Annotated in this window: 23 protein-coding genes and 1 pseudogene; 8 read left to right on the forward strand and 16 right to left on the reverse strand. The window is 68.8% G+C overall.

The window, feature by feature from the left end; translation table 11 throughout:
• Positions 1–21 precede the first annotated feature (21 nt).
• Complete coding sequence (locus C5B85_RS08630; RefSeq protein ID WP_104285623.1) at positions 22–951, forward strand: LysR family transcriptional regulator; 930 nt, start codon at positions 22–24, stop codon at positions 949–951.
• A gap of 59 nt (positions 952–1,010) precedes the next feature.
• On the opposite strand, the gene C5B85_RS08635 is transcribed toward C5B85_RS08630, so the two are convergent.
• Positions 1,011–3,173, reverse strand: coding sequence for a cell wall-binding repeat-containing protein (locus C5B85_RS08635; RefSeq protein ID WP_104285624.1), 2,163 nt, complete (start codon positions 3,171–3,173; stop codon positions 1,011–1,013).
• Between the two features lie 133 nt (positions 3,174–3,306).
• Between C5B85_RS08635 and C5B85_RS08640 the strand changes: the two genes are divergently transcribed.
• Positions 3,307–4,152: an alpha/beta fold hydrolase gene (locus C5B85_RS08640; protein WP_104285625.1), complete on the forward strand. Its 846-nt coding sequence runs from the start codon at positions 3,307–3,309 to the stop codon at positions 4,150–4,152.
• Positions 4,153–4,225: 73 nt separating this feature from the next.
• Here C5B85_RS08640 and C5B85_RS08645 read toward each other — a convergent pair whose 3' ends face one another.
• The gene (locus tag C5B85_RS08645) at positions 4,226–4,969 is read right to left on the reverse strand and encodes a TetR family transcriptional regulator (protein WP_104285626.1); all 744 of its coding nucleotides are present in this window, start codon (positions 4,967–4,969) and stop codon (positions 4,226–4,228) included.
• Positions 4,970–5,065: 96 nt separating this feature from the next.
• Between C5B85_RS08645 and C5B85_RS08650 the strand changes: the two genes are divergently transcribed.
• The gene (locus C5B85_RS08650) at positions 5,066–5,962 is read left to right on the forward strand and encodes a DUF4386 domain-containing protein (protein WP_181064349.1); all 897 of its coding nucleotides are present in this window, start codon (positions 5,066–5,068) and stop codon (positions 5,960–5,962) included.
• Here C5B85_RS08650 and C5B85_RS08655 read toward each other — a convergent pair.
• The 7 genes from C5B85_RS08655 to C5B85_RS08680 form a co-directional block, all read right to left on the reverse strand.
• A complete protein-coding gene (locus C5B85_RS08655) occupies positions 5,952–6,359 on the reverse strand; it encodes a DUF5684 domain-containing protein (protein ID WP_104285627.1) in 408 nt (135 codons plus the stop codon). The two genes, C5B85_RS08650 and C5B85_RS08655, sit on opposite strands and share 11 nt — an antisense overlap.
• Positions 6,360–6,455: 96 nt before the next feature.
• Positions 6,456–8,117, reverse strand: a complete 1,662-nt coding sequence (locus C5B85_RS08660; protein WP_104285628.1) for an ABC-F family ATP-binding cassette domain-containing protein — start codon at positions 8,115–8,117, stop codon at positions 6,456–6,458.
• 216 nt (positions 8,118–8,333) lie between these two features.
• Positions 8,334–8,717, reverse strand: a complete 384-nt coding sequence (locus C5B85_RS19365; protein WP_219819378.1) for a DUF2809 domain-containing protein — start codon at positions 8,715–8,717, stop codon at positions 8,334–8,336.
• Positions 8,714–9,061 carry a hypothetical protein gene (locus C5B85_RS19370; RefSeq protein WP_219819379.1) on the reverse strand — a complete coding sequence of 116 codons (348 nt, stop codon included), beginning with the start codon at positions 9,059–9,061 and terminating at the stop codon, positions 8,714–8,716. Before C5B85_RS19370 ends, C5B85_RS19365 begins: the two co-directional genes overlap by 4 nt.
• A 60-nt stretch (positions 9,062–9,121) precedes the next feature.
• Positions 9,122–10,366: an NAD(P)/FAD-dependent oxidoreductase gene (locus tag C5B85_RS08670; RefSeq protein ID WP_181064350.1), complete on the reverse strand. Its 1,245-nt coding sequence runs from the start codon at positions 10,364–10,366 to the stop codon at positions 9,122–9,124.
• Positions 10,367–10,903: 537 nt separating this feature from the next.
• Complete coding sequence (locus C5B85_RS08675; protein ID WP_104285631.1) at positions 10,904–11,590, reverse strand: ABC transporter ATP-binding protein; 687 nt, start codon at positions 11,588–11,590, stop codon at positions 10,904–10,906.
• On the reverse strand, positions 11,587–12,654 hold the full coding sequence (locus C5B85_RS08680) for an ABC transporter permease (RefSeq protein WP_104285632.1): 1,068 nt from the start codon (positions 12,652–12,654) through the stop codon (positions 11,587–11,589). Before C5B85_RS08680 ends, C5B85_RS08675 begins: the two co-directional genes overlap by 4 nt.
• A 166-nt stretch (positions 12,655–12,820) precedes the next feature.
• Between C5B85_RS08680 and C5B85_RS19540 the strand changes: the two genes are divergently transcribed.
• The 3 genes from C5B85_RS19540 (at position 12,821) to C5B85_RS08695 (ending at position 15,571) form a co-directional block, all read left to right on the forward strand.
• A complete protein-coding gene (locus C5B85_RS19540; protein ID WP_258070678.1) occupies positions 12,821–14,209 on the forward strand; it encodes a histidine kinase in 1,389 nt (462 codons plus the stop codon).
• The gene (locus C5B85_RS08690; RefSeq protein ID WP_104285633.1) at positions 14,206–14,832 is read left to right on the forward strand and encodes a response regulator; all 627 of its coding nucleotides are present in this window, start codon (positions 14,206–14,208) and stop codon (positions 14,830–14,832) included. Before C5B85_RS19540 ends, C5B85_RS08690 begins: the two co-directional genes overlap by 4 nt.
• 160 nt (positions 14,833–14,992) lie before the next feature.
• Entirely contained in the window at positions 14,993–15,571 is a 579-nt protein-coding gene (locus C5B85_RS08695; protein ID WP_146077898.1) for a hypothetical protein, read from the forward strand.
• A gap of 503 nt (positions 15,572–16,074) precedes the next feature.
• Here the strand turns inward: C5B85_RS08695 and C5B85_RS08700 are convergent.
• Together C5B85_RS08700 and C5B85_RS08705 are read right to left on the reverse strand one after the other, a co-directional pair.
• Positions 16,075–17,700, reverse strand: coding sequence for an HNH endonuclease signature motif containing protein (locus C5B85_RS08700; protein ID WP_146077899.1), 1,626 nt, complete (start codon positions 17,698–17,700; stop codon positions 16,075–16,077).
• Between the two features lie 232 nt (positions 17,701–17,932).
• Positions 17,933–19,399, reverse strand: coding sequence for an amino acid permease (locus tag C5B85_RS08705; protein ID WP_258070679.1), 1,467 nt, complete (start codon positions 19,397–19,399; stop codon positions 17,933–17,935).
• Positions 19,400–19,527: 128 nt separating this feature from the next.
• Here C5B85_RS08705 and C5B85_RS08710 point away from each other — a divergent pair, with 128 nt between their 5' ends.
• Positions 19,528–20,031 (forward strand): VanZ family protein, encoded by a 504-nt coding sequence (locus C5B85_RS08710; protein ID WP_181064351.1) that lies wholly within the window; start codon positions 19,528–19,530, stop codon positions 20,029–20,031.
• Here the strand turns inward: C5B85_RS08710 and C5B85_RS08715 are convergent.
• Positions 20,028–21,146, reverse strand: coding sequence for a HAMP domain-containing sensor histidine kinase (locus C5B85_RS08715; protein WP_104285637.1), 1,119 nt, complete (start codon positions 21,144–21,146; stop codon positions 20,028–20,030). The genes C5B85_RS08710 and C5B85_RS08715 overlap by 4 nt on opposite strands.
• The gene (locus C5B85_RS08720; RefSeq protein ID WP_104285638.1) at positions 21,143–21,838 is read right to left on the reverse strand and encodes a response regulator transcription factor; all 696 of its coding nucleotides are present in this window, start codon (positions 21,836–21,838) and stop codon (positions 21,143–21,145) included. The genes C5B85_RS08715 and C5B85_RS08720 overlap by 4 nt, the downstream gene beginning before the upstream one ends.
• An 86-nt stretch (positions 21,839–21,924) precedes the next feature.
• Between C5B85_RS08720 and C5B85_RS08725 the strand changes: the two genes are divergently transcribed.
• A complete protein-coding gene (locus C5B85_RS08725; RefSeq protein ID WP_104285639.1) occupies positions 21,925–22,698 on the forward strand; it encodes a M15 family metallopeptidase in 774 nt (257 codons plus the stop codon).
• A gap of 83 nt (positions 22,699–22,781) precedes the next feature.
• Here C5B85_RS08725 and arfB read toward each other — a convergent pair whose 3' ends face one another.
• The 3 genes and pseudogenes from arfB to C5B85_RS08740 form a co-directional block, all read right to left on the reverse strand.
• Positions 22,782–23,204, reverse strand: coding sequence for an alternative ribosome rescue aminoacyl-tRNA hydrolase ArfB (gene arfB / locus C5B85_RS08730; protein ID WP_104285640.1), 423 nt, complete (start codon positions 23,202–23,204; stop codon positions 22,782–22,784).
• Positions 23,205–23,522: 318 nt separating this feature from the next.
• Positions 23,523–24,788, reverse strand: a complete 1,266-nt coding sequence (locus C5B85_RS08735; RefSeq protein WP_104285641.1) for a vWA domain-containing protein — start codon at positions 24,786–24,788, stop codon at positions 23,523–23,525.
• A 322-nt stretch (positions 24,789–25,110) separates the two neighbouring features.
• Positions 25,111–25,842: pseudogene (locus tag C5B85_RS08740) on the reverse strand (2-oxo acid dehydrogenase subunit E2); the annotation flags it as partial.
• Positions 25,843–25,988 lie beyond the last annotated feature (146 nt).

Raw genomic sequence — 25,988 nt, forward strand, 5'->3', positions numbered from 1 at the left:
CGATTCACTTAGGCTATCAACATGAATCTGGACCAGCTCAGGAGTTTCGTCGAGGTCGCCGAACAGGGGCACTTCACGCGGGCCGCGGAGGCGCTCCACCTCGCCCAGCCTTCGCTGAGCCGCCAGATCTCGACGCTTGAGCTGGACCTGGGAGCCCCGCTCTTCACCCGTACGCCCGGGCGCATCGCGCTCACCGACGCTGGGGAATCGCTCCTCCCCCTCGCCCGGCGGATGCTCGCCGACGCCGAATCGGTGCGGCGGGAGATGGCGGAGCTCGCCGACCTGCAGCGCGGCACGGTGCGCCTCGGCGCGACGCCCTCGCTCTGCGTGAGCCTCGTCGCGGATGCGCTGCAGTCGTTCCACGCGTCCCATCCCGGCATCGAGCTGCACGTCTCGGAGAGCGGTTCGCAAGGCCTCATCGAGCAGCTCGCCGAGGGCGCGCTCGACCTCGCCCTCATCACGACCCCCGAGTCTCGCCAGTCGCCTCGAGCGAACCTGAGCCGGATCCCGCTCCTCAACGAGGACCTCCTCGTCGTCTCCTCACTGCAGGGCGACACCGCGCTCGACTCCCCCGCCTTGACGCTCAGACAGCTCGCGGCCCAGCCGCAGGTCGCCTTCCACCGCGGCTACGACCTTCGTGCCACCACCGAAGCCGCCTACCTCGAGGCCGGTCTGCAGCCGAACGTCGTGGTCGAGGGGCCCGAGATGGACGCGGTCCTCCGCTTCGTGGAGCTCGGCCTCGGCGTTGCGGTCGTTCCCGCCATGGTTCTGCGCGGGCGCCAAGGCTTCCGCTCGGCCCGCATCACCGACTCGAGCTTGCAACGCACCGTGAGCCTCGCGCACCGAAGCGACGTGCCCCTCTCGCGGGCAGCTCGCGCCATGGCGGCGACGATCGAGAAGATCGCCACCGCCATGGTCGGGCAGACGCCGGGAACGAGCAGCGTCGAGTAGGTCCTCCCTGGCACCAGGCCCGGCTCCTGTCTGGCACTCTCCGTCGTGTCTGACAGCGCCTACGTGCAACGCTTCGTGTGGATCCCGGAGACGAGGTCGGCCGTGGTTCCGACGATGCTGTAGTTGGCGCTCGGGTACTTCGAGGTGACTGCGGCTGCGGCTGCGGGGATGCACGCCTGCTTGGAGAGCACCAGCGGATACCCCGTGCGGGCGGTCACGAGCAGAGCCACGAACGTGTCCTCGGTGCTGGCCGAACTGGCGATCGTGAAGCCAGTTGGGCGGACGATGCCCGCGTCGAAGTCCTGCAGCAGCGCAGCGTTGAGGGAAAACACCTCCGATGCGTTGAAGCGAGTCGTGTTCGCAACCTTCGCCTTGACCTCGTTGAAGACACCCGCTGCAAGCGAGGCCTCTGTGCCGACGACCTTGGCCGAGGTGACCTTGCCCGTCGCGAAGTAGGACTTGAAGGAGCTGCTGGTCTGCGTTTTACCCGTCAGGAGCAGCGGTACCTTGGCAAGCGTCGCCCGTCCGGCGGCGTTCGCGACCTCAGTCTGATTGCTGCTGTTCGCGACGTAGGCGCTGGGGTCGTTCGGGAAGAACCGCTTCGCGACGAGCACGGAAGTCTCCTCCCGGTCGGCGCTCCCGACGACCTCGAGCCTTGGCGTGAGCTTCCCGAGCGCCGTCTTCTGCGCCTCCGAGATCGTGCCGATGACGAAGATCGCCGAGGGTTTCAGCCTCATCAGCTCCGCGGAGACGTTGGCGGGCAGGGCGTTGGGCTTCGTCAGGAGCATGCTGCCGCCGATCTTGGCCGCGACGGGGGCCGCGAGCAGCGTATCCACCCCGCCATCCCCGCTCGCGATGACGAGCTTGCTGCCGACGGTGTTGAACTTGCCGGACGCGGTGACGGCGTTTGCGTACGTGTCTGTCGAGCCGATCCTTTCCGCGACCCCTGGCTGCGCTCCGGGCGTCGGCGGCACCGTGGGCGTGGGCGTGGGCGTGGGTGTCGGGGTGGGGGTGGGGGTGGCTGTGGCCGCTCCGAATTGCGGCAGCTTCGTGCTCGACGTGATCTCGCCCCACTTCGTGAGCGTCCAAGGGATCTTGTTGATCAGGTCGACGTTGCCGTGCGTGTTGTGCACGATGCCGCCTGGCAGGTACGGGTTGGGCTTGCCCTGCGCCGTGAAGGTGACCGGATGCTGCAGATTGAGCGCCATGGTCCAGTAGTTCTGGTCGGTGACGATGCCGCCGTACTCCTGCAGGTTCTTCACGACGACCTTCTCGAAGCTGGAGAGGCCGAGCGCGGCGATCTTCGCGTTGGTGGCTGCGTCGTTCGGGATCCAGAACCGCTGCCCCATCTTCGGGGCGTGGGCCTCGCTGAGCTTTCCGTCAGACTGGTACGCGGGCCACATCGCCACCCCGGCGCGCGTCGACGGGAACGTCCAGCTGGTGATGTGGTTGATCGAGCCGGCCGCGATCTCCTCGGCTCCCGCCATGAGGAACTCGTTCATGACGCCGCCAACGGAGCTGGTGCCGCGCTCGGTCTTGAGCCAAGCGTTCTGGTCGAACCAGTTGGTCGACTTCGGCGAGTTCAGGGTCGTCAAGTAACCGCCGCCCATGAGCCAGGTGCCGTCGGCCTGCTTGTCGGCGACGTAGTAGCCGCGCACGATGCCCGTCGCGATGTCGACGACGGTCATCGACTTGTCGCCGCCCGGGAGCGGGCCGCCCGGAACGGCGTGCGCCGGGATGACCACCTTGCCGTAGTTCTTGGCATTCGTCGCGAACGGGGTGATCTGGAATCCGTACGTGCCGCCCGTCGCCGAGGCTGTCGCCTTGCCCTCCATGACGGGGTGGATGTCCGGGTAGAGCGCGTAGCTCTGCATCTTCACGGTCACCCAGTTGGCGTCGGCCCGGGAGCTGTCGACCGTGTAGATCGGGATCGTGAAGTTTTCGCGGTTCGTCGAGGTCTTGAGCCGCCCCTTCCAGAAGTCGTTGAGGTACCGATCTGGCAGCGTGTCGACCATGGCTGCGGTCTGCGCCGACACCGACGAGACGGGCGCGTTCTGCGGCGTCGTGGTCGCGTAGCTGCCCTTGGCGACGTAGTTCCCGGGCGCCATGACGTCCTGATTCACGACCCCGAAGGTTGCAGCCTGCGCGGGTGCCGTGCCGAGGAATGTCAGCGCCGAGGCCGAAAGCAGGAGGGCGACAAGGAGAGAGAGTGCCTTCTTCATGGGTCACATCCGGGTTGTGTGATCGAGCGATTGCCCCTTGAGTGAATCGTAGGGTGAAACTCAGGGTGAAATCGAGGAAGTGTGCAAAATCACGTGGATGGATCCCCTCAGTCGGTCGCGCTAGCGTCGTGACATGGCACCCCTCGACGGAAAACTCCCCCTCGGAGGATGCACGCTTCGGTTCGCGGACAGCTCTGGCCCGAACACTGGCGTCGGCCCTGGCGCAGGCGAACGCAGCAAAGCCATCGGTAGCGAGCGCAGCAGGGCCGTGGTCTTGCTCCACGGTGCGGGCGCCGACCACACGATGTTCGAGCACCAGGCGGAGGCACTCCGGCGCTCCGGACTCCGCGTCGTGCTGCTCGACCTGCGCGGACACGGAGCGTCGCGCCCGAACTCGACGCCCCTCTCCCCGGAGCTGCTGGCGAGCGATGTCGAACGCCTCATCGCGCATCTCAGACTCGGCGAGGTCTCGCTCGTCGGGCATTCACTCGGAGGGAACCTCGCGCAGGAACTGGTCCGCCGCACCCCGGAGCGCTTCCGCAGCCTCGTCGTCCTCGATTCGACCTGGAACGCGGGCCCGCTGACTGCTTTGGCGCGCGGCGCCCTTTGGCTCGCGGCACCGATCCTGAGCCTCATTCCCGCCAGGCTCCTGCCGCGGCTCATGGCGGATGCGTCGGCGACAACACCGGCCGCACGAGCCGAGCTCACCCGAACGTTCGGAGCCATGTCGAAGCGCGAGTTCATCGCCGTCTGGCGAGCGACCACCGACTTCGTGCGCCCGGATGCCGGCCACCGCTCGCCGATACCGACCCTGCTGGTTCGCGGCGAACGGGACGGGACCGGCAACATCGCGCGGGCCATGCCCGCCTGGGCCGCCGCCGAACACCTCACGCAGGTGGTCATCCCGGGGGCCGGACACGTCGTGACGATGGATGCGCCCGACGAGACCTCCGATGCGCTGGTGACGTTCCTCAGCTGAGCCGGCCTGCAGCACGGGCGCCAGAACCAGCACCAGCATCAGAACCAGCACGGGCACCAGCACGGGCGGCACGTCAGCCTTGGGCGGCTCCGCCGTCCGGGCGCGACACCCAGCCGCTCTCATGCAACCGCACAAACGCATCGAGGAGCAGGTCGACGCCGAACTCGAACTCGCCCTCCGGCTCGCAGGCCCCCGCAGGGTTTCGCTTGGCGGCGTCCATCGCAATCGCGGTGACGTTCGGGTAGTGCTGTGCCATCAGGCGCATCATCTCGGCGGCCTGCTGGGGATCACTCTCAGGGCCGCGCTCGACTGCCGCAGGCGGCTCGGCAGCCGGCTCGGCAGCCGGCTCGAACGCCTCGGAGTGGATGCCCCAGAGCCGGTTCCCGAGCGCGTGCATCGCGTAGTGCGTGAGATCAGCCGAGACGCCCGCGGAGAGGAAATCCCCCGCCGCCGCATCCATGTGCCGGAGCACCACCTCGCTGCGAGTCACCCTAGACTCGATTGCGCTTCGCAACCAAGGGCGGGCGAGGACCTCGGCTCGCGCCGAGATGATTCGCTCCCGCACCGAGTCCCGCCAATGGAGGCCGGCTGCCGGGTGCGGGTAGTTCGCGACGACAGCATCCACCATGCCGTCGACGAGATCTTCCTTATTGTCCACGTGCTTGTAAAGCGCCATCGGTACGACGCCGAGGTTCGCCGCGAGGCTGCGCATGCTGAGCCGCTCGAGGCCGTCCTGCGCCGCGAGCTCGGTGGCCGCGATCAGGATCTGATGGCGGTCCAGCGGGGCGCGTCGGGAACCCTCAGCAGACTTCACCATGGGACCCCCTTGACGTGGTGTACACCGTACACTTAGCTTGCAACCAGCGGTGTACAGCGTATACCGCGTGCGAAGTCACCGAGCGGAGGAGCCAAGATGCCCAACTCACACGCGAACCCCGGGGCGGATGATCGTCGGCTGATCCGCATCGCCGGAGCCCTCTACCTCGCAACCTTCGCGACCTCGATTCCAGCACTGGCGCTGAAGGCCCCCTTCCTGGCCGGCGATGCCGGAGCAGAAAGCGCTCAGTGGGCGGTTGTCCTGGAGCTCCTCCTGGCGGCGAGTTGCGTCGGCACCGCCGTGGCCCTGTATCCGATCCTTCGCCGCGCGAGCCCCGCGCTGTCGCTCGGGTTCGTGGCCTCGCGCATCGTGGAAGCCGCCCTGGTGGCGCTTGGCGTCGTGGCGATCCTCGCGCTGGCCACGGTGCGCGCGGATGCTCCCACCGGCCCCGGCCCCGGCCCCGGCCCCGGCTCCGGCCCGGTCGACGCGGCGCTCGTCGCCGTGCACGACTGGGCCTTCCTCGTGGGCCCCGGGCTACTTCCGGCGGCGAATGCGCTGCTCTTCGGCACCGTGCTCCTGCGTGGCCGCCTCGTCCCCCGCGTGATCCCGCTTGTCGGGCTGGTCGGGGCGCCGCTGCTCGCAGCGTCGGCTTTCGCGACCATCTTCGGCACACTCGATCAGGTCTCGCCGCTGGCCGGCTTGTTGGCCTTGCCGATCGCGCTCTGGGAGTTCAGCATCGGCGTGTGGATGCTGACCAGGGGGTTCACGACATCGGCCGCGGCGACCGCACCGCCGACAAAGGCAAGTGCGGTCGCCGCGGCCGATGAGGCACAAGGCACTGCAGGCTCTGCACGTTCTGCACGTTCTGCACGTTCTGCAGGCTCTGCACGTTCTGCAGGCCTTGCACGTTCTGCAGGCCTTGCACGTTCTGCAAGTCCTGCGGGTCCTGCAAGTCCTGCAAGTCCTGCGGGTCAGAGCGAAGCTACGCCGTGATGGCGCGCCCGCCGGGTCCGCGGTACTGCGACGAGCCGTAACCCACGATGAAGTATCCGATGAGTGAGAACATCCACAGCAGGAAGAAGCTGAAGACGCCGCCGCGACCGAAGGCCTTGCCGATGCGCATGGCGACGAAGATCGAGAAGACGATGTTCACGATCGGGATGAGGTAGAGCAGCACGGTCGCGCCGTGGTATCCGGCGATCTTGACGAGGATGTAGATGTTGTAGATCGGGATGATGGCGCCCCAGCCCGGGTAGCCGGCCTTCCGGAAGACGGGCCAGAGGGCGGCGATGAGGAGGATCCAGCCGATGAAGCCGCTGGCGGTGCCGCCGGGCGAGAGCGCTTCCCACTGCCAGGAGTCCATCTGCGTGGAGTTTTCGAGCGTGAACATAGTGACGTCCTTGAGGTACGTGAAGTGGATGAGTTCCCCCGAGAAGGTGCGGGGAGCGGAGCAACGCTACCGCGTGATGCCCTTTCCTGTGAGATCTCAATGAGAGGCCGGCACGGATTGCGCGCGCGATCCTCCCAGACGCAGGTGCGGCCATCCGCTCACGTCGCGCAGCAGCTGCCGGTCGTGGGTGGAGAGCACCACTGCGGCCTGCGTCGCGCCGAGCGCCTCGGTCAGCTCGTCGACCAGCGCTATCGAGAGGTGGTTGGTCGGCTCGTCCAACAGCAGCACGTGCGGCCTGGCGGCCAGCACGAGCGCCAGATCCAAGCGCCGCTGCTGCCCCATCGAGAGCTCCCCAACCCGCTTGCCAGCCTCGCGGGCGCGCAGGAGCCCGAGCTGGGTGAGGCCGACAGCCTCGTTCGACGTCAGCACCCCGGAGGCCTGGAGCTGTCGGAGGTGCAGCTCGAATACTTCCGCTGCGCGCCGCTCCGACGGGAGCGACGACTCTTGCGGAAGGGCGCCAACTCTGGTGCCCGATTGCAGGCGCACGTGACCCGAGTCTGGGGCCAATGTGCCTGCAAGCAGCCCCAGCAACGCCGACTTGCCGGCACCGTTGGGCCCAGTGATCGCCAGCCTGCCCCGGTGCGCGAGGGCAAACGAGACCGGCGTGGATAGCCGCCCGGCCACGGTGGCCTCCTCCACGTTCAGCAGCTCGGCACCAGACCGCGTGCGCAGCTCAGGGAAGCGGAACGCCTGCGGCGGTTCTGGCACCGTCACGGCGTGCGCCTCGAGCGCCTCCTGCCTGCGGTGAACGCTCTGCGTGAGGCCCGCGGCGCGGGTCGCCCGCCCGTGCTTGTTCGCTCCCTTCTCCGGCCGCCAGCCAGTGACGAGCCGATTCTGCGCGGCACTCAGGCTGTCCTGAAGACGCGCCTGCTCGACCTGCTGCCGCTCATAGGCCTGCTCCCAGCGCTCCCGCTCGGCGGCGCGGCCCTCGCGGTATCCCGCGAACCCGTTCCCGTACAGGCGGGGCAGTTCATCCTGTGTCGGGTCGAGGTCGACGATGGTCTCGGCGACATCGGCGAGCAGCGCCCTGTCGTGGCTCACGATGACGACGCCTCCCTTTCGCGAGCGGAGCCGTTCGCTGAGGAAGTCGAGGCCGGCGCGATCGAGGTGGTTGGTCGGTTCGTCGAGGAGCAGGAAGTCGTGGTCAGCTCCAAGCAGGCATGCGAGGCGCACTCGGTAGCGCTGACCGACGGAGAGCTCGGCGAGGAGGCGTGTCGGGTCGGTCTCGGCGCCAAGGGCCTCGAGCGCGATGAGCACGCGACGTTCGGCGTCCCAGGCGTCGAGCGCCTCGGCCGTCTCGAGGGCGGCAGCGTAGCGTTCCTCCGCGCCCGGCGTTCCGTCTGCCAGCCCCGCGCCGGCTTGGTTCAGGGCGGCAAGCGCCGCGAGCGGCTGGGCGATGGTGTCGGCGATGGCCTCCCCGACGCTTCGGTTGTCGTCGGCGCTCATTTCCTGCTCCGCGACGCCGAGCGTTCCGATGCGTTGAACTGTGCCGCTGTCGGGTTGGAGGGTTCCAGCGAGTACGTGCAGGAGCGACGACTTGCCGCGCCCGTTCTCGCCGACGATCGCGATGCGGGAACTGGGCGTGACCACAAGGTCGACCGAAGTGAGGACCCTCGTCGCGCCGCGGAGCAGCGAGACGTCGGAGGCCGTGAGCTGCGCGCGACGGCGCGCCGGATGAGCGATAGAGGTGGCGTGCATTGGTGTTCCTTTGCGGAGGCGCACCTGAATCTGCCGGGAACCGCGAAGTGTCGGTCGGCAGCAGGGTGCGCAAAAACGGCGACCCGGAGGGGTCAGAGCGAGCGGCCGCCGCGGGCTCGGAGGATTTCTGCTCGGGTTGGTTTCCGCGAGAGATCAGCCTCGACGAGGGCGGTGGGCCTGCTCAGCCGTTAGGAGAAAAGCAAAAGGAACACGCGATCACGGTATCAGCGTCGTCCCGGCGAGTCGAGAGCGCCCGGCGCGCTGCGACCAGATGTGTGCGACCAGCAGGTCCACAGCGCACGCGACGAGGCCGGCGAGCGCGTACACGAGCAGGTCTCGCGGGTCAAAGCCGACCCCGAGGACAAGCCTGGCCGGGCCGAACGCCTCGGCGGCGCGCGCTGGAACGTCGGTCAGCTGGAGGAACTCGACCGCGAACGACCAGCCGATCGCGACGGCGGCGAGCAGCCATGGGCGGGCGCGCGGCGCGAGCATCATGACTCCGAGGTACATCGCGACCGTGTAGAGGGCATCGCCAGCGACGTCGGAAACCGGGCCGTCTGGCAGCAAAAAGTGCGTCGCCAAGCCGAGGGCAACGGTCACGACGAGCAGGGTCGTCGCGATGATCCGGCGGCGGCGTGTGCTCGACCTGCCTGCCCCTCGGACTGCGTTCGCTCTTTCGGCTCTGTCCACACCTTCGGCTCCGTCCGGTCCTTCGGCTCCGTCCACTCCTTCGGATCCGTCCGGTCCTTCGGCTCCGTCCACTCCATCGGGTCCGTCCGGTCCTTCGGCTCCGTCCACTCCATCGGCTCCGTCCGGTCCTTCGGCTCCGTCCACTCCATCGGCTCCGTCCACTCCATCGGCTCCGTCCACTCCATCGGCTCCGTCGACTCCTTCGGCTCTGTCCGGTCCTTCGGCTCCGGCCGCTCCTTCGCCTCTGTCCACACCTTCGGCTCCGTCGACGCCCGCGATAGAGCCGGCCCCATTGCTGGAACCGGGCCGAGCGCTCACACGGCACCGCCCGTTGCTTCAGTCAGGCGCGAGAGCGCCCCGACCGCCCGGAGCCCAGAGACGACTGCGCCGTTGAGCGTCTGCTCGAGCCCGGTGTGCTCCCCCGCGAACGCGACCCGGCCGGCCGGCACGTCGAAGGCGTCGAGATCGGCCGGAGTCCAGTCGAGCGACGCGGCAGAGTAGGAGCCGCGCGTCCACTCGTCGGCGCTCCAGTCGGTGAGGAGCACGTCGCCGTCGATGACCAACTCGGGCCGCATCGCGCGGAGCTGAGCGACCCAGGTCTCTGGCCCATCGGCCGTCCGCAGGGCGTCGAGGGTCGCGCGGCTCCCGGCGAAGCAGGAGAGAGCCGGGATGCGGTGCTCGCCGTCAGCAGAGAGGGACCGCCACGACCACCAGGTCAGGTGGGAGCTTTGCAGGGCGATGTCGTCGTCGACCGCGCTGAGCGGCACCCCGAGCTTCGCGGCAGTGCCCATGATGCGGTGGTCGAGGGCGACGCGCTGGTCCTCGGTGAGCTCGAAGCCGAGCCGCAGCTCGCGCAGGATGGGCAGCGGCACCGCGACGACGGCGGCATCGCCGTGCAGTGGCGAGCCGTCGGCCAGCGTCACCTCGACGCCGGCATCCGACTGATCGAGTGCCATCACGGGATGCTCGAGCCGCACGGCCGGACCGAGGCGGCGGGCGAGCTCGATCGACAGCGACTGGTTGCCGCCGATGAAGCGCCCGCCGTCGTCGATGAACGGCTGCCCGGCGTCGGGGTCGTAGAGGAATGCGGAGGCGGCGCTCACGAGGCTCGGGTCGCTCGCGAGCGACGTGACCATGCGCCGGTAGACCGGGTTCTGCCGGTAGTCGGGGCCAAGCGCCTCCCGGTGCGCCTCTTCGACGGAGACCCGCGTGTGTCCGTCTCCGAGCATCCGCCGCAGCGTCTCGGTGATGCGCGTCGTCGTCGCCTCAAGATCGGCGGACGAGACGTGCCTGCCATCGACGGTGCGCCGCGCGTACCGCACGTTGTGGCTCAGAATGGGCACCCCGACCTCCGCCGAGAGCCTGCGGATCGCGAACTCGGTCGGGAAGACGTACTCGCCGCCGCGTTCGGTGATCTGCCCGTTGCCAAGCCGCTGCGACCAGGTGCGACCGCCGACTCGGTTGCGCGCTTCGAGCACCGTGACCTCGTGGCCGAGCTTCCGCAGCTCCCAGGCGGAGGTCAGGCCCGCGAGTCCGGCTCCGATGACGATGATGCGCATGGGGTCTCGCCGCCTTCCGTTGTGGCGACCACCCGGGCCGCTCCCTGATTCTCGCGCAGCCCTGGCGCATCCGGGCACCGCCGGGCGCGTCACCGGCACACCCGGCGCATCCTGAGCACAGCCCGGCGCAATCCGGCCACAGCCGGTCACAACCCGGGCACAGCCGGGGGCGCAGCCGGGGCGCTGCAGGTCGCAACCCGGGCACAGCGGGTCGCATGCCGTGGACAGCCGGGCGCAGTCGGGCGAAATCCGGGCGCAGCCGGTCGCATGCCTTGGACAGCCGGATACAGCCGGATACTGCCGGTCACAGCCGGGCGCAATCCGGGCAGATCCCGCGCGCCTCCGAGTCGGTCTGCTCCCAGCCGGGCACCTCAGCGCTGGAGTCAGCGCGGGAACCAGCGTCGGAGTCAGCGCCGCCATCAGAGCTGGAGTCAGCGCCGGAGTCAGCGCCGCCGTCAGCGCTGGAGTCAGCGCCGCCACCAGGGCTGGAATCAGCCCTGGAGTCAGCGCCGGGCCGCGCCGTCGTCAGCGCCGTCGTCAGCGCTGGAGTTGCGCCAGTCGACCGTCGACCAGGTGCACGGAGCTGTGCAGGCTCGGGAGGTGCGTGAGGTCGTGCGTGACCAGGAGGGTCGCGGTGTTGAGCTCCTCCGTGAGGCGCAGCACGAGGTCGATGATGGCGGCGCCGCGTTCCTGGTCGAGCGCACTTGTCGGCTCGTCGACGAGCAGGGCGCTCGGGTTGTTCATGAGGGCCCTCGCGATGTTGACCCGCTGCCGTTGCCCGCCGGAGAGCTGGTGCGGCCGCTTGGCGCGGTGGTCTTCGAGGCCGACGGCGGCGAGCAGCTCGTCGGCGTGGGCGGATGCGTCCGGTCTGCGCTGTCGGCTTGCCGGCTCCCCGAGTTCGTTCATCACGAGGAGCTGTTCTCGGGCCGTGAGCGAGGGAAGGAGGTTGGCCTGTTGGAAGACGATGCCGATGCTGGACCGGCGCAGGGCGGCCGCTTCCGTGCGACTCAACGCGCTGGCGTCCACATCCCCGATGCGCACGCTGCCTGAGTCTGGGCGGATGAGCGTGGCAGCGACGGCAAGCAGGCTCGACTTCCCGGAGCCGCTTGGCCCCGTGATGCCTGTGACCGTGCCGGGCTGCGCCGAGAGGCTGACACTGTCGAGCGCGGTCAGGCGGCCGGCGCCGTCTGGGAAGGTGAGAGTGACGTTGTCCAGGGCGATCATCGGTTGCCTCCGAGGGCGGTGAGTGGGTCGGCGGTGGTGACGGAGCGCAGCGCGAAGGCGGCGCCGGCGAGGCCAAGGGCGACCATGATCGCGCCCGGCAGGAGCGTGGTGAGGGGGCTGAGGAGGAACGGCAGCGCCTGTCCCGCGACGGTCCCGAGGAGGGCGACGAGCGCGACGCCGGTGCCGATCCCCGCGAGGAGCACAAGCAGGGCTTGTCCGAGCGCATCGCGAGCCAGCGATGCCGTGCTCGCGCCGAGGGCCTTGAGTACTGCGATGTCGCCCTGCCGTTGCATCGTCCACACGGTGAAGAACGCGCCGATCACGAGACCCGAGATGCCGAAGAGCATGGCCACCATGAGCAGCAGCGAGCCCACTTCTGAGCGGAACGCTGACAGGGCGGTGAGCGAGCCGACCAGCGTCTCCGACACGACCCCCGTCTCTGCGTCGAAGGCCGCCCAGTCTGGGTCGCCGGAGATGGCGAGGACCGTGGCGAACGCATCCGGCGGCCCGGTCGCCTCGGCGAGGGCGCGCCAGTCGTCGAGTGCGACCTCGACAACCGGGGTGTGGCTGTACCAGGCGTCCGGTCCGATGGTTTCGACGCGGAAACTGGAGCCCCCGATCGTGACCTCGTCTCCCACGGCGGCAGCGAGCTCCTCGGCGGCCGATTCGGAGAGGGTGATCGTGTCTGTCGCCGATGGGGAAGTGTCGCTGAACCCCGCGGGCACGCCGAAGACGGCCACCGCGGCGCCGGTCGTTGCGGACTCCGCGCGCAGCTGGCTGATGCCGAGCGGGGCGACGCTCGCGACCCCCGGGACCGCGGCCACGGCATCCGCCTGTTCGCTTGTGGGCGACGAGGTCGAGAAGCTCGGGGCGTCGTCGCCGGCCGGCACCGTGAAGGCGAGTCGGTCGGTGGGCAGGGCGAGGACGCCCGAGATGTTCTGTGTGGCGAGGCCGCCCGTCAGCCCGCTGAGGAACCCGACAAGCACGGTTATGAGTGCGACGACGGAGCCGATGAGCACAAATCGGCCCTTCGCGAAGCGGAGGTCGCGGAGCGCGACGAACATGGTTGGTCCTTTCCCGCCGCCAGGTCCGGCGGCTCAGACAACTCTCCCGCCGAGGCCCCTCGCGCGGCATCGGCCGTCGGCACACTCCTCCAGGGCTGCAGGGTGGAGGCTCCGCTCCAACTTTCGAAGGATGATCCTCCCCGCGCGCCTGTCTAGGCTGAGCGACATGTCGCCCACCGCTCTCACCCCGGTTTTCGTGGGGCTGCGCACGGGGCTCCATGCGCTGCTGTTCGGCCTCCTCGCGCTCGTGGTCGTGCGTGCGCTCATCACCCCGGGTCAGGGTGCGCCGGTCATCGTCGGCGCGGCGGCGCTGTTCGGCGTGACGTACGGCCTCGGAGTCTTCGTGAGCTCGCGCACAACGTCAGTGTCGGGCCCTGACTCCCGCCGGCTCCTTTGGCTGGCCGCGCTGACCGTTGAGTGGATGCTCCTCCTCTGGCTGTCGCGCGAGGCCGCGTACCTCGTCTTCCCGCTCTTCTTCGTCTACCTGCACCTGCTTGGCCGAGCGGCGGGGATGCTGTCCGTCGCCGCGACGACCACCATCGCGGTCGTCGGCCTGGGCCTGCACGAGGGCTGGTCGGTCGCCGGCGTCGTCGGCCCGTGCATCGGGGCCGGCGTTGCCGTGCTCATCGGCCTCGGATACAAAGCCCTCGCGATGGAGGCCAGGGAGCGGGAGCAGCTGATGAGCGAGCTGCTGGAGACGCAGTCCCACCTGGTTGCCACGGAGCGCGAGGCGGGGACGCTCGCGGAGCGCGCGCGTCTTGCCAGGGAGATTCACGACACGGTCGCGCAGGGCCTGGCGAGCATCCAGATGCTCCTGCATGCCGCCGAGCGGGCCGAGCCGGACGGGCCAGGAGTCGCGCACGTCCGCCTGGCGAGGGAGACGGCCGCCGACAACCTCGCGGAGACGCGGCGGTTCATTCGTGAGCTGTCGCCGCCCGACCTCGACGGCATGGACTTGGAGCACGCGCTGCGGCGGCTCGCCGAGGCGACCGCCGCGGCCCACGGGGTGCGCGTCGACGTTCGTGCCAGAACCGACGCACGGGGCCACGCCGACGCGCGGGGGAACACCGCCGTGCGGGGCAACACCGACCTACGGGGCAACGCCGACTTACGGGGCGACGCCGATGTTCGGGCCAGCGCCGACTTACGGGGCGACGCCGATGTTCGGGCCAGCGCCGACTTACGGGACAACGCCGACCTACGGGACAACGCCGACTCACGGGGCGACGCCGACGCGCTGCCAATGGCCGTGCAGACTGCGCTGCTGCGCATCGCTCAGGGAGCGCTCGCGAACGTTGCACAGCATGCTGGCGCGACGCGCGCCACCATTACCCTCGAGCAGACGGAAGCCGGGCTGACCTTCACGGTCGCCGACGACGGGCGGGGGTTCGATACGGCCGCCGATGCGCAGCCGACGCGCCCGCGAAGTGACTCGTTCGGGCTCGTGGCCGTGCGAGAGCGTGTACAGCAGTTGGGTGGAATGCTGGACGTCGCCTCGGTCCCAGGGCGAGGCACGACCCTCACCGTCACGCTCCCGAAGGAGGCGACCGCATGATCAGAGTTGTCATCGCCGACGATCACCCCGTGGTCCGGGCGGGGCTCCGCGCGCTCCTCGGCGTCGAGGCCGACATCGAGGTTGTCGGCGAGGCGTCGAGTGCCGACGAGGCCGTGCGGGCTGCGGCGGATGAGCACCCCGACCTCGTTCTCATGGACTTGCAGTTCGGTGCGCGCGAGAACGAGAGTGGCGCGTCGGCGACCAAGCGCATCCGCGGCCTGCCTGATCCCCCGCACGTGCTTGTCGTGACGAACTACGACTCCGACGGTGACATCCTCGGCGCCGTCGAAGCCGGTGCCAGCGGGTATCTTCTGAAAGACGCGCCGCCCCACGAGCTGCTCGCGGCGGTGCGGGCCGCGGCCAGCGGAGCGAGCGCGCTTGCGCCGCCCATCGCGTCCCGACTCATGGACCGGCTCCGCGCACCGCAGCAGAGCCTGTCGCCTCGCGAGATCGAGGTGCTCGAGCTTGTTGCCGACGGATGCTCGAACACGGAAGTCGCCGCCGAGCTGTTCGTGACCGAGACGACCGTGAAGTCGCACCTTGCGCACGTGTTCTCGAAGCTCGGCGTGACCTCCCGCACGGCGGCGGTCTCCGAGGCGAGGGCGCGCGGCGTTCTGCGCTAGGTCGTGCCTGAGAGCCTCTGGCCTACGCCACTCGGATCCCCTGGCGCCGTCCGCACTCCGCGTACCACACCCCGCAGCACACCGCACACCGCAGCACCCCGCGCACCGCAGCCCGCACCCGCAGCACCCGGCTTAGTCTGGAGCGGTGATCCTTGACCGCTTGTCGAAACCAGCCGCCGCGTTCCTGGCGTTGTCCGCGCTGCTCTCGCTTGTCGGCTGCGCGGGTCCCGAGGCTCCGGGCGCTCGCGAAATGTCGCCGACCGCAACCGGCGGGCAGACGCGGGCCGAGCTGATCAGCACGCTCGACGGCATGGCCGGGCTATCGTTCTCCGGTGTCGGGGGCTCTGAGCCGAACGTCAAGGGCAACACCGGTTTCACGTTCCAGGTGCGGCTGGATCCCGAGTATGTGCTCGTGGACCCGGCCGGCCTCGTGGAGTTTCTCGCCGAGTCCGCGTGGTCGGTCAACGACGACCCGATGCCGAATACGTCCGTCGAGATCAACTACACGGGAGCGCCGGGCGACCAGTTGGACCTGGCAGCGGTGGCCGGGGCCGAGGGATGGCTCTCGCCGAGCGGAGGAGGCATCGGGGTAGCCGCGAACGGCTTCTCGCGTGTGGTGATTCCCGTCTCGGACTCTGCGGTCGAGAAGGGTGTGCCGGAGAATCTCGACCGGCTCGGGGACTGGCCTGGAGTCGTCCCGGAAACACCCTCGGATCTCGTGGCTCCCCGCGTGGACTGACCCCGGCGTCGCTAAGCCCGACGAGACGCGCGAGAGTCGCGAGCTCGATCGCCCCGCCCTCGCCCCGCCCCTGCTCGCCCTCTGTGGCGGTCGGATTCCGGGTCGCGAGGAGGAACGTATGCGCGTCGGCCGGAATCGTGCGCCGAAAGCGGAACTCGGCGCGGCAGTCGGCTTCCTGCCAACGAGGAAGAACCAGTCCGCGCCGGCGGGATTCCCGCGCCGGAAACGGAGCTCATGCACGACTGCCGGGTGCCCGCCCGCGAGCAAGAACGAGCGAGCGTCGGCCAGATTCCTGCCCGCGAGGAGGAACGTATGCGCGGCGGCCGGAATCGTGCGCCGAAAGCGGAATCGTGCGCGGCAGTTGGCTTCCTGCCAACGAGGAAGAACCACTCCGCGCCGGCGGGATTCCCGCGCCGGAAGCGGAGCTCATGCCCCGCGGACGGACTCCCGCCCGCGAAGAGGAACCAGCGCGCGTCGGCGATACTCCTACGCCAGAGGCGGACCTAGAACGGTGGCGGTGCGACTTCGTTTGCCCGCGCCGGCGGGGTACCGCTGACTGGGCGCAGACGTTCGTCTGACATCGACGGCGCGGTGCCGCCTGCTCTGGTCAATTCGTCGCTTGGTGTGAAGATCACGCCGTAGGGTTCGGGTCGGTCGATGTAGACCTTCCCGCTCGGAGTGGTCCATTCGAGGATGCCGCCGCCGAGTTGTCTGACTTGCCAGGCGGTGTGGTGTTTCACGATGTGGTGCGCGAGGCAGAAGTCGCTGAGGTTCCAGACGGCGGTCTTACCCCCGTACTGGTGATCGATGGTGTGATCGAGTTCGCATCTCGCGGCAGGTTGTCGGCAGCCGATGAAGCGGCAGTGCACGTCGCGGGCTTGCAGGAACGCGCGCATCGCGGCGGTGGGCGTGTACGAGTCGACGGCCTGCACGGCACCCGTGACCGGGTGGGTGAGGACGCGGATGAAGGCTGGCGCGGTGGCGGCGAGGCGTTTCGCTTCTTCAAGCGGCATGGGCGACATGCCATCCAGCAGCGCCGGAGCAAAGCCCCGGCCGCCTGGGCCGCCGGAGTTGAGGCCGCCGGAGTTGAGGCCGCCGGTGTTGGGGCCGCCACTGTTCGGGCCGGCCAGCATGCTCGTGGCCGGGATGCTGATGTGCGCGGTGGCCTGGATGCCTCTCGCGGCGGTCGCGGACGGGTTCATGGGGTCGCTCGTGAGGAGCATGTCCGCGATCACATCGGACATGACCTGGTCAAGGGTGCGCTCGTCGGGCGCATGGTCCGCGCTGTCTTCCCCGCTCGCCGGGTTCGCGCTCGTGCCCGCTGCAGCGCTCGTGCCTGCTGCCGGGTTCGTGCCCGCTGCTGCGCTCGTGCCGGCTGCAGCGTTCGCGCCGTCCGCTGGCTCTTCGATCGCGGCGCCTGGCTTGGGGCGGGCCTTGATGATCGCTTTGCCCTGCTTCCGCGCCCGGTCCAGGACAGCGTTCGCGACGAACGAGCTCATCAGCACACGCAGCACGCTCATGCCGTCGCCGAGGTCCTCGACGCTCGCGCGGCGGCGTTTCTTCGCCCGCTCGTAACGCTGATCGATGGACTCCCCGGTGAGCTCCTCCGCGACCCGCTCAGCCGCCTTCTGGAGAGCCTTCGGCGGGAGGGGTTCCTGCCGCACCCGCTCGAGCATGACCTGCAGGAACTCGGCCCGACGCAGCACCTGCTCCGCGGGATCCTCATGGTTCACCTTCAACCCGACGCTCGCGAGCGTGCTCGCCTGCGCAGGCGTTGCCAGATTCTCCTCGAGCGCGAACGTGAGCGCCGGGAACTCCCGCAACGTCACCGCCGCCGACGCCAGGTGCCCCTGCGCGGTCCCAGCGGCGAGCCTCACCAGCAGCCCCACCTCGTTCGCGATCGAGCGCACATGCATCGCCGACTCAGCGCACCCCTCAGCACGATCAAGCGCATGCCCGAACTCGTACGCGGCCGCGTGCGCCCGCAACTGCAACGCCGCACCCGCCGCGAGCATCGCCGCGGCAGCCTCCTCCAACGCCAGAATCTCCGACCGCCGCGCCGCGACCGACACCGGATCCGAAGGGTCAAACCCAGGATCCGGAACGCCATCATCGCGGTGCTGTTGCATGCCCCAAACACTACGCACCACCACCGACATTTCGCAGGGTTGTGGATAACTTCCTCACCCACGAAACACTCCCCGCAAGCCCGTTCACCAGTTATCCCCAGAACTGAAGCGAACCCAAATTTTACAATTTTCGCATATAACTTTGAACCGGAGGGGGGCGTCAAAGAGAAATGCGGATAACTTAATTTCTTTGCCGCAATGCGCTCGAGGTGGGCGCAGCTCGCGCAGAGCGCTAGCGAACTTCGCCACGCAGCAGCTGCACCGGGTCGACACCCTGACGCCGCAGGTGCCTGTTCGTCAGCGCGCACGCGATTGCGATGACCGCGGTCATGCCGAGCGTCGCGAGCAGCTGCTCCCTGGACCCCTCGTTGAGCATTGTCAGCACGATGATCACCAGGAGGATCACACCGGCCAGGATGCTCAACCAGGGGAAGCCGGGCATGCGGGCCGTGAGGGTCTCGCCGCGTGCATCCGCTCGCCGTCGGAGCACGAACTGTGAGGCCGTTACCGTGGCCCACAGCACGATGAGGGTCGAGCCGACGACGTTCAACAGCGTCGGGAGGACAGCGTCGGGCGCGAGGAAGTTGAAGACGACGGTGAGGAAGCCGACGCCGACCGAGACGAGTACGGCGACGGCCGGCGTGCCGTTGCGCGCGAGGCGCTGCATGCCGCGGGGCGCGAAGCGGCGCTCGGACAGCGAGTAGACCATGCGTGAGGCGCCGTAGAGGTTGGCGTTGAGCGCCGAGAGCAGGGCGATGACGATGATGCCCGACATGATGAAGTCGACGCCGGGAATGTTGGTGACCGCGAGCACCGCGGCGAACGGACCGGCGACGGCGGGGTCGGTCCACGGAAGCGCGGCGACGATCACGAAGACCGAGCCGATGTAGAAGAGCAGGATGCGCCACAGGACGCTGCGCACGGCGCGGCGGATGCTCGTGGCGGGGTCGCGCGTCTCGGCGGCGGCGATCGCGGTGAGTTCGGTGCCGCCGAAGCTGAACATGACGATCAGCAGGGCGGCCGAGATGCCGAGGATGCCGGTCGGCGCGAACCCGTCGTGAGCTACGAGGTTCGAGAGGCCCGGCGAGGGCACGTCGGGGATGAGGCCGAAGAGGAGCGCCGCACCCAGGGCGAGGAAGCCGATGATGGCGGCCACCTTAAGCACGGCGAACCAGAACTCGAAGGAGCCGTAGCGGCGAACCCCGAGCAGGTTGACGAGCGTGAACGTCACCATGAATGCGAGCGCCCACACGCCCTGCGGAATGCCGGGGGTCCAGGCGGCCACGATCGCGGCAGCCCCAGTCGCCTCGGCGGCGATGACGATCACCAGCTGCATCCAGTAGAACCAGCCGAGAGTGGCGCCTGCCGTCGCCCCGAATGCCTTGGCCGCGTACACGGAGAATGCGCCGCTCTGCGGGTCGGCGGCGGCCATCTCCGCGAGCATGAAGAGCACGAAGATGACAAGCAGGCCGGCGACTGCGTACGAGACGATGACGGCGGGCCCGGCGACCGCGATCGCCTGGCCGGAGCCCACGAAGAGGCCGGCACCGATCGCGCCGCCGAGGCCCATCATGGCGAGCTGGCGAGGCGAGAGCGAGCGCTGCAGGTGGTGCGCCTCGCTGGCCTGCCCCGCGACGGCTTGAGGGTCTCGCGCAGCCTCGTGCTGGCTGGGGTTTTCGGATGCGCTGGCGGAAGTCACAAGCCGGAATTCTCCCACGATTGCAGAGCTCGGCTTGTCGCCTGTGGAGAAGCGCATGCCGACGCGTATCGTCCGCGTATCGAAACTCGCATACGTCCTCGCAACACGCCCCTCGAGAGGCTGTAGCCATGAGCTACAGCCGAGCAGAACAGACCCTAGAACTCCCGACCACGCGGGCCTACGGCAGCGCCCAGCGGCGACAGCGCACACGGCGTCCGTCGCGCGCACCTCGACTGTTGGTGGCTGGGCTTTTCCTCGCGTACCTGGCATTACTGACCTGGCTGATCGTGTGGAAGCTCGAAGCGCCGTTTGTGGGCTGGGGCGAGACGAGGCACCTGAAGCTCATCCCGTTCATCGCGAGCGAGGGGTACGCGGCGAGCCGGCCGCTTGAGGTGCTCGCTAACGTCGCCGTTTTCGTTCCGTTCGGCCTCTGCACTGGGTACCTGTGGCGCGTGGCTCCCGGCCCGAAGACGTTCTTCGCGGCCGGCTTCACGAGCCTCGCCATGGAGTCGACGCAGTTCGCGCTTGCCGTCGGCAGCTTCGATACGACCGACATCATCGCGAACACCGTCGGCGCGCTGATGGGTGCGGCGATCGTCGCGCCGAGCGTGCGGCGCTCGGCGTTCAGCTAGGTCGCGTCGCGGACGCTTGCCGCGCTCGCCTCGCGACCGGTCGCGGGTGGCAGGCGCACGGTCACGCGTAGCCCGCCGCCGTCGCGCACCGCGAGCTGCATCGAACCGCCGTGCGCCTTCACGACGCTCTTCACGATCGCGAGACCCAGCCCAACGCCGGCATGGTCGCTGCGGGCGCGCTGCTCGCCGCGCTGGAACGGCTCCGTGAGGGTCGCGAGTAGCTTTTCGTCGATCGGGCTGCCCGTGTTCTCGACGACCAACATCGCCGCATCCGCCGCCGAACTCGTCGTGAGAGTGACGGACCCGCCCTGCGCCAAGTTGTGCACGATCGCGTTGTGCAGCAGGTTTGTCGTGAGCAGCGAGATGAGCGCCGGCGACCCGACCGTATTCGCCACCTCCCCCGCCGTCTCGATGGCGACGCCCCTCTTCTCGGCAAGCGGAAGCAGCGTCTCGGCCGCCTCCTCCGCGACGAGCGACAGGTCGACGCGCTCGGTCGCGAACGTGCCGTGCTCGGTGCGGCTCAGCACCAACAACGCCTCCGTCAGCTCGATGGCGCGAGCGTTCACCGAGTACAGGCGGCCGAGCACCTCGTCGTGATCGTGGTCCGGGTCTTTCCGGGCGACGTCGAGGAGCGTCTGCGAGATCGCGAGCGGCGTGCGCAGCTCGTGCGAGGCGTTCGCCGCGAACCGCTGCTGCTGGGCGACGTGCGCCTCCAGCTGGGCGAGCATCGCGTCGAAGCTGTCCGCGAGTTCCGTGAACTCGTCGCTCTTCCCCTCCAAGCGGATGCGGTGAGATAGCGACCCGGCCGCGGCAGCACGCGTGGCGACCGTGATGCGCGTGAGCGGGGCGAGCATCCGCCCCGCCAGGAACCATCCGCCGACCAACGCGAAGACGAGCAGGAACAGCAAGGCCCAGGCAGCAGCCGGCACAAACGCGCGCACGAGGTCGGTGCGGCCGGGGAAGAACGTCCACTCGCTCGCCATCGCCTCGGCTGGCACGTAGCGGAGCAGGAAGGCGTAGACCACAGCGAGCAGCAGCGCGCCCGCGATCATGAGGAAGGCGGCGTAGCTGAGGGCGAGCTTCAGTCGAACGCTGAGGCCGCGCTGCCGGGTCACCGCGGTTCGTTCTCTTCGTGCACCGAGTCCGCGTCGGCGTCAATGCGGTAGCCGACGCCCGGCACGGTGACGATGAGCCACGGCTCCCCGAGGCGCTTTCGCAGCGCGGAGACAGTGATGCGGACGGCGTTCGTGAACGGGTCGGCGTTCTCGTCCCAGGCCTTCTCGAGCAGCTCCTCGGCGCTGATGACTCCCCCGCCAGCGCTCATGAGCACCTCGAGCACGGCGAACTGTTTGCGGGTGAGAGCCACGTAGCGGCCGTCCCGGTACACCTCGCGACGGAACGGGTCGAGCTTCAAGCCGGCGATCTCATGTATGGGCGGGCGGCTGTGCGCGCGGCGGCGATTCAGGGCGCGCAGTCGCAGCACCAGCTCCTGCAGCTCGAAGGGCTTCGTGAGGTAGTCGTCGGCGCCGAGCTCGAAGCCTGACGCCTTGTCGTCGAGCCGGTCGGCGGCAGTGAGCATGAGGATGAGCACCCCGCTCTGCGACGCCACGATTCGCTTGGCCACCTCGTCGCCGGAGGGGCCCGGGATGTCACGGTCGAGCACAGCGACGTCGTAATCGTTGACGCTCAGCAGCTCGAGCGCCGCGTGCCCGTCACCGGCGATGTCGGCGGCGATGGCCTCGAGCCGCAGCCCGTCGCGGATCGCCTCCGCCATGTAGGGCTCGTCTTCAACCAGCAGCACACGCATAGGCCGATGATACGAGCCGCGGCATATCGCCGGCGTATGCGAAAGCTGTAACGCCCGGGCAACGTCGCGTCGCCTGAACTGGTCTCATGACGCTCACCAGCTCGCCCCGCCATCAGCACACCGTTCCGAACCCGCAGAAGCGGTCGAACCTGCCGAAGCGCAAGCGAACCGCGCGGCTTCTCATCGGCGGCGCCACCGTCGTCGCCCTGGCAGGGCTCGGCGTCGCGCTCGTCTCAGCGCAGCTCGGGCAGAGCACGGCGTCGCAGAGCGAGCCGCCAGTTCGGGATGCGGTGCTTGCGGCGCCCAGCGACGCAGAAAAACCCAGCGACGCAGGAACATCCAGCGACGCAGATACATCCGGCGACGCAGGGGCGGGTAACGCACCCAATCCGAGCGACGCTGGCGCCGAGAACTCCGACGGCCGCCTGCCGTTCGGCACGACGGCGTTCGACACTGAGTACGCCGGCATCAGCAACCTGTCCCCCTCGTTGCTCGATGCACTTCAAGTGGCAACCCGCGACGCCGAATCTGCGGGCGTGTACGTCATGGTGAACAGTGGCTGGCGCTCGACTGAGCTGCAAAGTCAGTTGCTCCAGGATGCGCGTGCCGAGTACGGCTCAGAGGAAGAAGCGGCCCGCTGGGTCGCCTCGCCAGAGACCTCCCTGCACGTCTCGGGCGACGCCGTCGATGTGGAAGGCGGCGGGGCATCCGACTGGCTCGCCACCAACGGGGCTGCATACGGGCTCTGCCAGACCTACCTCAACGAACCGTGGCACTTCGAATTCCAGGCGTCTGCATCCTCGAATGGATGCGCCGAGCAGTACCTGGACCCGACGTACGATCCGCGGTTGCGCGGGTAGCCCGCCAGCGCTGCCAGCCAATACGCCGGAATGCCCCCTCGGAAGGCGGCAATCGACTGGCGGCGATGCACGCTGCAAGCGGGTCAGTCGTGGGTTGGCCGCCGCCGCTGAGCCTTGGTCGCCGACCGCTGGCCTTTCGACTCGAGGCGACGCCGCTGCGATCCCTTGGTCGGCTTCGTCGCACGCCGCTTCGGCCCGGGTGGGGCGAGCCCCTGGCGAACCAGGTCAGCGAGCTTCTCGAGCGCTGCCTCGCGGTTGCGGAGCTGCGAGCGCCGCTCCGAGGAGGTCACCGTGAGCACTCCGTCGACGAGGCGCTTCTCGAGACGCTCCAGGAGCATCCGCCGTCGATCGTCGGTGAGGACCTGTGATTCGCTGACGTTCCAGAACAGCTCGACGCGACTGTCGGTGGTGTTGACGTGCTGCCCGCCGGGTCCCGACGATCGCGAGAAGCGCCAACCGAGCTCCGCGGCCGGAATCGTGAGCGAGCGCGACACCTCCAAGTCCATGCGCCAAGCCTCCCACGCCTGCCGGCCACCCGGTGCGACCGCCGCATCTTCCCCTCACGCTCATCCGCGTACCCGGCCTCGCGCTCCCCGCTGCAAAAGTGCGGAAGATGCAGGTTCGTTTCGCTACGAAACTGCATCTCCCTCGTGGATGCGCGCCGGCCAGCGGACGCGGGATGGACGGACGGACGGTGGACAGCGGACGGTGGGATGCGTGCGCGGAGGGCGCGGAGAGACGACCACCGCCACCTCCCTGACTTCAGGAGGTGGCGGTGGCCGTCAGCGGATTCCCTCAGCGGGAGCCGAGGTGTTGCTCAGCCGTTAGGCGTTGCGGCGGCGGAGCAGGAGCGTCGTGCCGAGTCCAGCGAGGATGAGCGCGATGGCCCCGCCTGCGAGGAGGCCGACGTTCTCAGCGCCGGTGGTGGCGAGGCCGCCACCCGGAGCTGCCGATGCAGTGGGCGTGGCAGCCGGCGTCGTGCTAGCCGGAGCCGTCGTGGTCGGCGTGACCGTCACGGTCACCGGAGGCGTCGCGGTCGCGGTGGCGGTCGGCGTCGGCGTGGCCGTTTCGGTCGGCGTCGGCGTGGTGGTTTCCGTTGCGGTCGGCGTCGTCGTCGGAGCAGCCGTGACGACAACGGTCGTCGTGGCCGTCGCGGTCTGGCCATCGACGGTCGTGAGCGTGACAGTCACTGCGTACGTGCCGGGCGCGCCCCACGTTGCGGTTGCCTCATCGTCAGCGCCTGGCGCGACGTCGGGGTCACCCTCGACGAGTGTCCAGGACCACGTTGCGACCTCAAGCGGCGCGCAGTCGGCTCCGCTGACGGTCGGCAGCGCGACCGCCTCGCCGACAACACCCGAGTACGACTCCTCAGTGAACTTCACCCAGGGACGTGAAACGACTTCGCCGATGAGGCGCTCGAGGATCTCGTCGATGGTCTCCGCGGAGCCATCGAGCGTCGTGACGAAACCACCCGTTGCTGTCGCGAGCGCCGTGTACTGGCCCTCGCTGTCAGCGAATGAGCTGGTGAGCAGCGGGAACACCTGCGTGTTGCTGGCGTTGAGGTCGGCGGTGACGCTGGCTGCGGTCAGGGTCGGGTCCGCGACGTCCGGGTCGTGGAACGTCTCGTCCGTGATGAGAATGATCGCGTGCGGCGCGCTCGGGGTCCATGAGAGGTTGTCGAGCGTGTGGTTGAGCGCGTAGAGCACGGCTTCGGGGCTGTCGCCACCGCCGCTTGCGTAGAGCGTCTCGGTTGCCGCCGCGAATGCTGCCGCGTCGGTCGTGAAGTCGGTCGCCGTCTGCGCGACGATCGAGTCGCCAGCGTCCTTGTACTCGACGAGTGCGACGCGGCCGCCTGCGGCGCTGATCGTGTTGGCCGCTGAGACCGCCGTGTCCTGGGCAGCGGAGATCGCGCCGCTCATCGAACCGGTGGTGTCGATCAGGATGGCGACGTCCTGCGGCTGCGCTTCGCAGGTCGGGGCGGGCTCAACTGGAGCCGGCGCCGCGAATGCGGGCGCCGAGACCGCGAGGAGCCCCGCGGCAGCGATACCGCCGATGAGGGCAGTGAGTGAACGTCGGATGCGCTTGGGCATGCAGTCAGCCTTTCTACGGTCGTGCCGGATGGCTCGCGACCTAAGTGAGCGTGGGTGCACTTGGGAACACCTCTGTGGATTCGATCCAGATTAGACCAAACTGAGCACTTGCCGTGAGAAATCTCGATTAACCAACGAGTCAGCGAGCGCCTTTACTCCCTGCTGTCACTCCCGTCACATCTGCACCAGCGCAGACCTGGCCTTATAGGCCAATGAGACGGCAGTGCGTCGATCTGGATGTGTTCGTCCTGCAACGGGGAGGCTCCCGGGTAACTCGGTATTCGGGATGCTCGACTGCGAAGCCGGGTTCCCGGTCGCCGCACTACATGCCGAGGCTCGACTCGAACGCACCCTCCTCCAGCCGCTCCTTGACCTTCACCAGGAACCGCGCAGCGTCTGCCCCGTCGATGATGCGGTGGTCGTAGGACAGCGCGAGGTACACCATGGACCGCACGGCAACCGCATCCACCCCCGCCGCCGTGACGACGACCGGGCGCTTGACAACGACGCCCGTCCCGAGAATGGCCGACTGCGGCAAGAAGACGACGGGTGTGTCGAACAGCGACCCTCGCGAACCCGTGTTGGTCAGCGTGAACGTACCTCCTGCCAGCTCGTCCGGCTTGAGCCGGTTGCCTCGCGTGCGCACGGCGAGGTCCGCGATGTGTGCGGCGAGCTCGGCGATGTCGAGCTCCCCGGCGTCTCGGATGACTGGCGCCATGAGCCCGCGCTCAGCGTCAACAGCGATACCCATATCCTCCCGCGCCGGATAGACAATCCTGTCGTCGTCGACCCTGGCGTTGATGATCGGGTAGACGCGGAGTGCCTCTGCCGCCGCCATCGCGAAGAACGGCAGGAACGACAGCTTGTTGCCCGTCGCTCGCAGGAAATTCGCCTTCACGCTGTCGCGAAGGCGAGCGACGCGGGTCAGATCCACCTCGACCACGGTGGTCACCTGCGCCATCGAGGTCATCGCCTCGACCGCGCGTCCGGCTATCACCTTGCGCAGGCGCGTCATCGGCACCGTGGTTCCGCGCAACGGTGAGACCCCGAGGGGTTCGCGCACGCCGGGAACGGCAGAGGACTCCGCGACCGCGACCGGTTCAGCGCGCTCTCCGGACACCGGGGAACTGGCGAATTTGCTCATGCGATTTCTCCTTCTCTGCGTGGGGCTACCCGTGCACCTCGTGCACACACAGGGGA

This window comes from Pseudoclavibacter sp. AY1F1 (assembly GCF_002931075.1).
Taxonomy (GTDB): Bacteria; Actinomycetota; Actinomycetes; order Actinomycetales; family Microbacteriaceae; genus Pseudoclavibacter.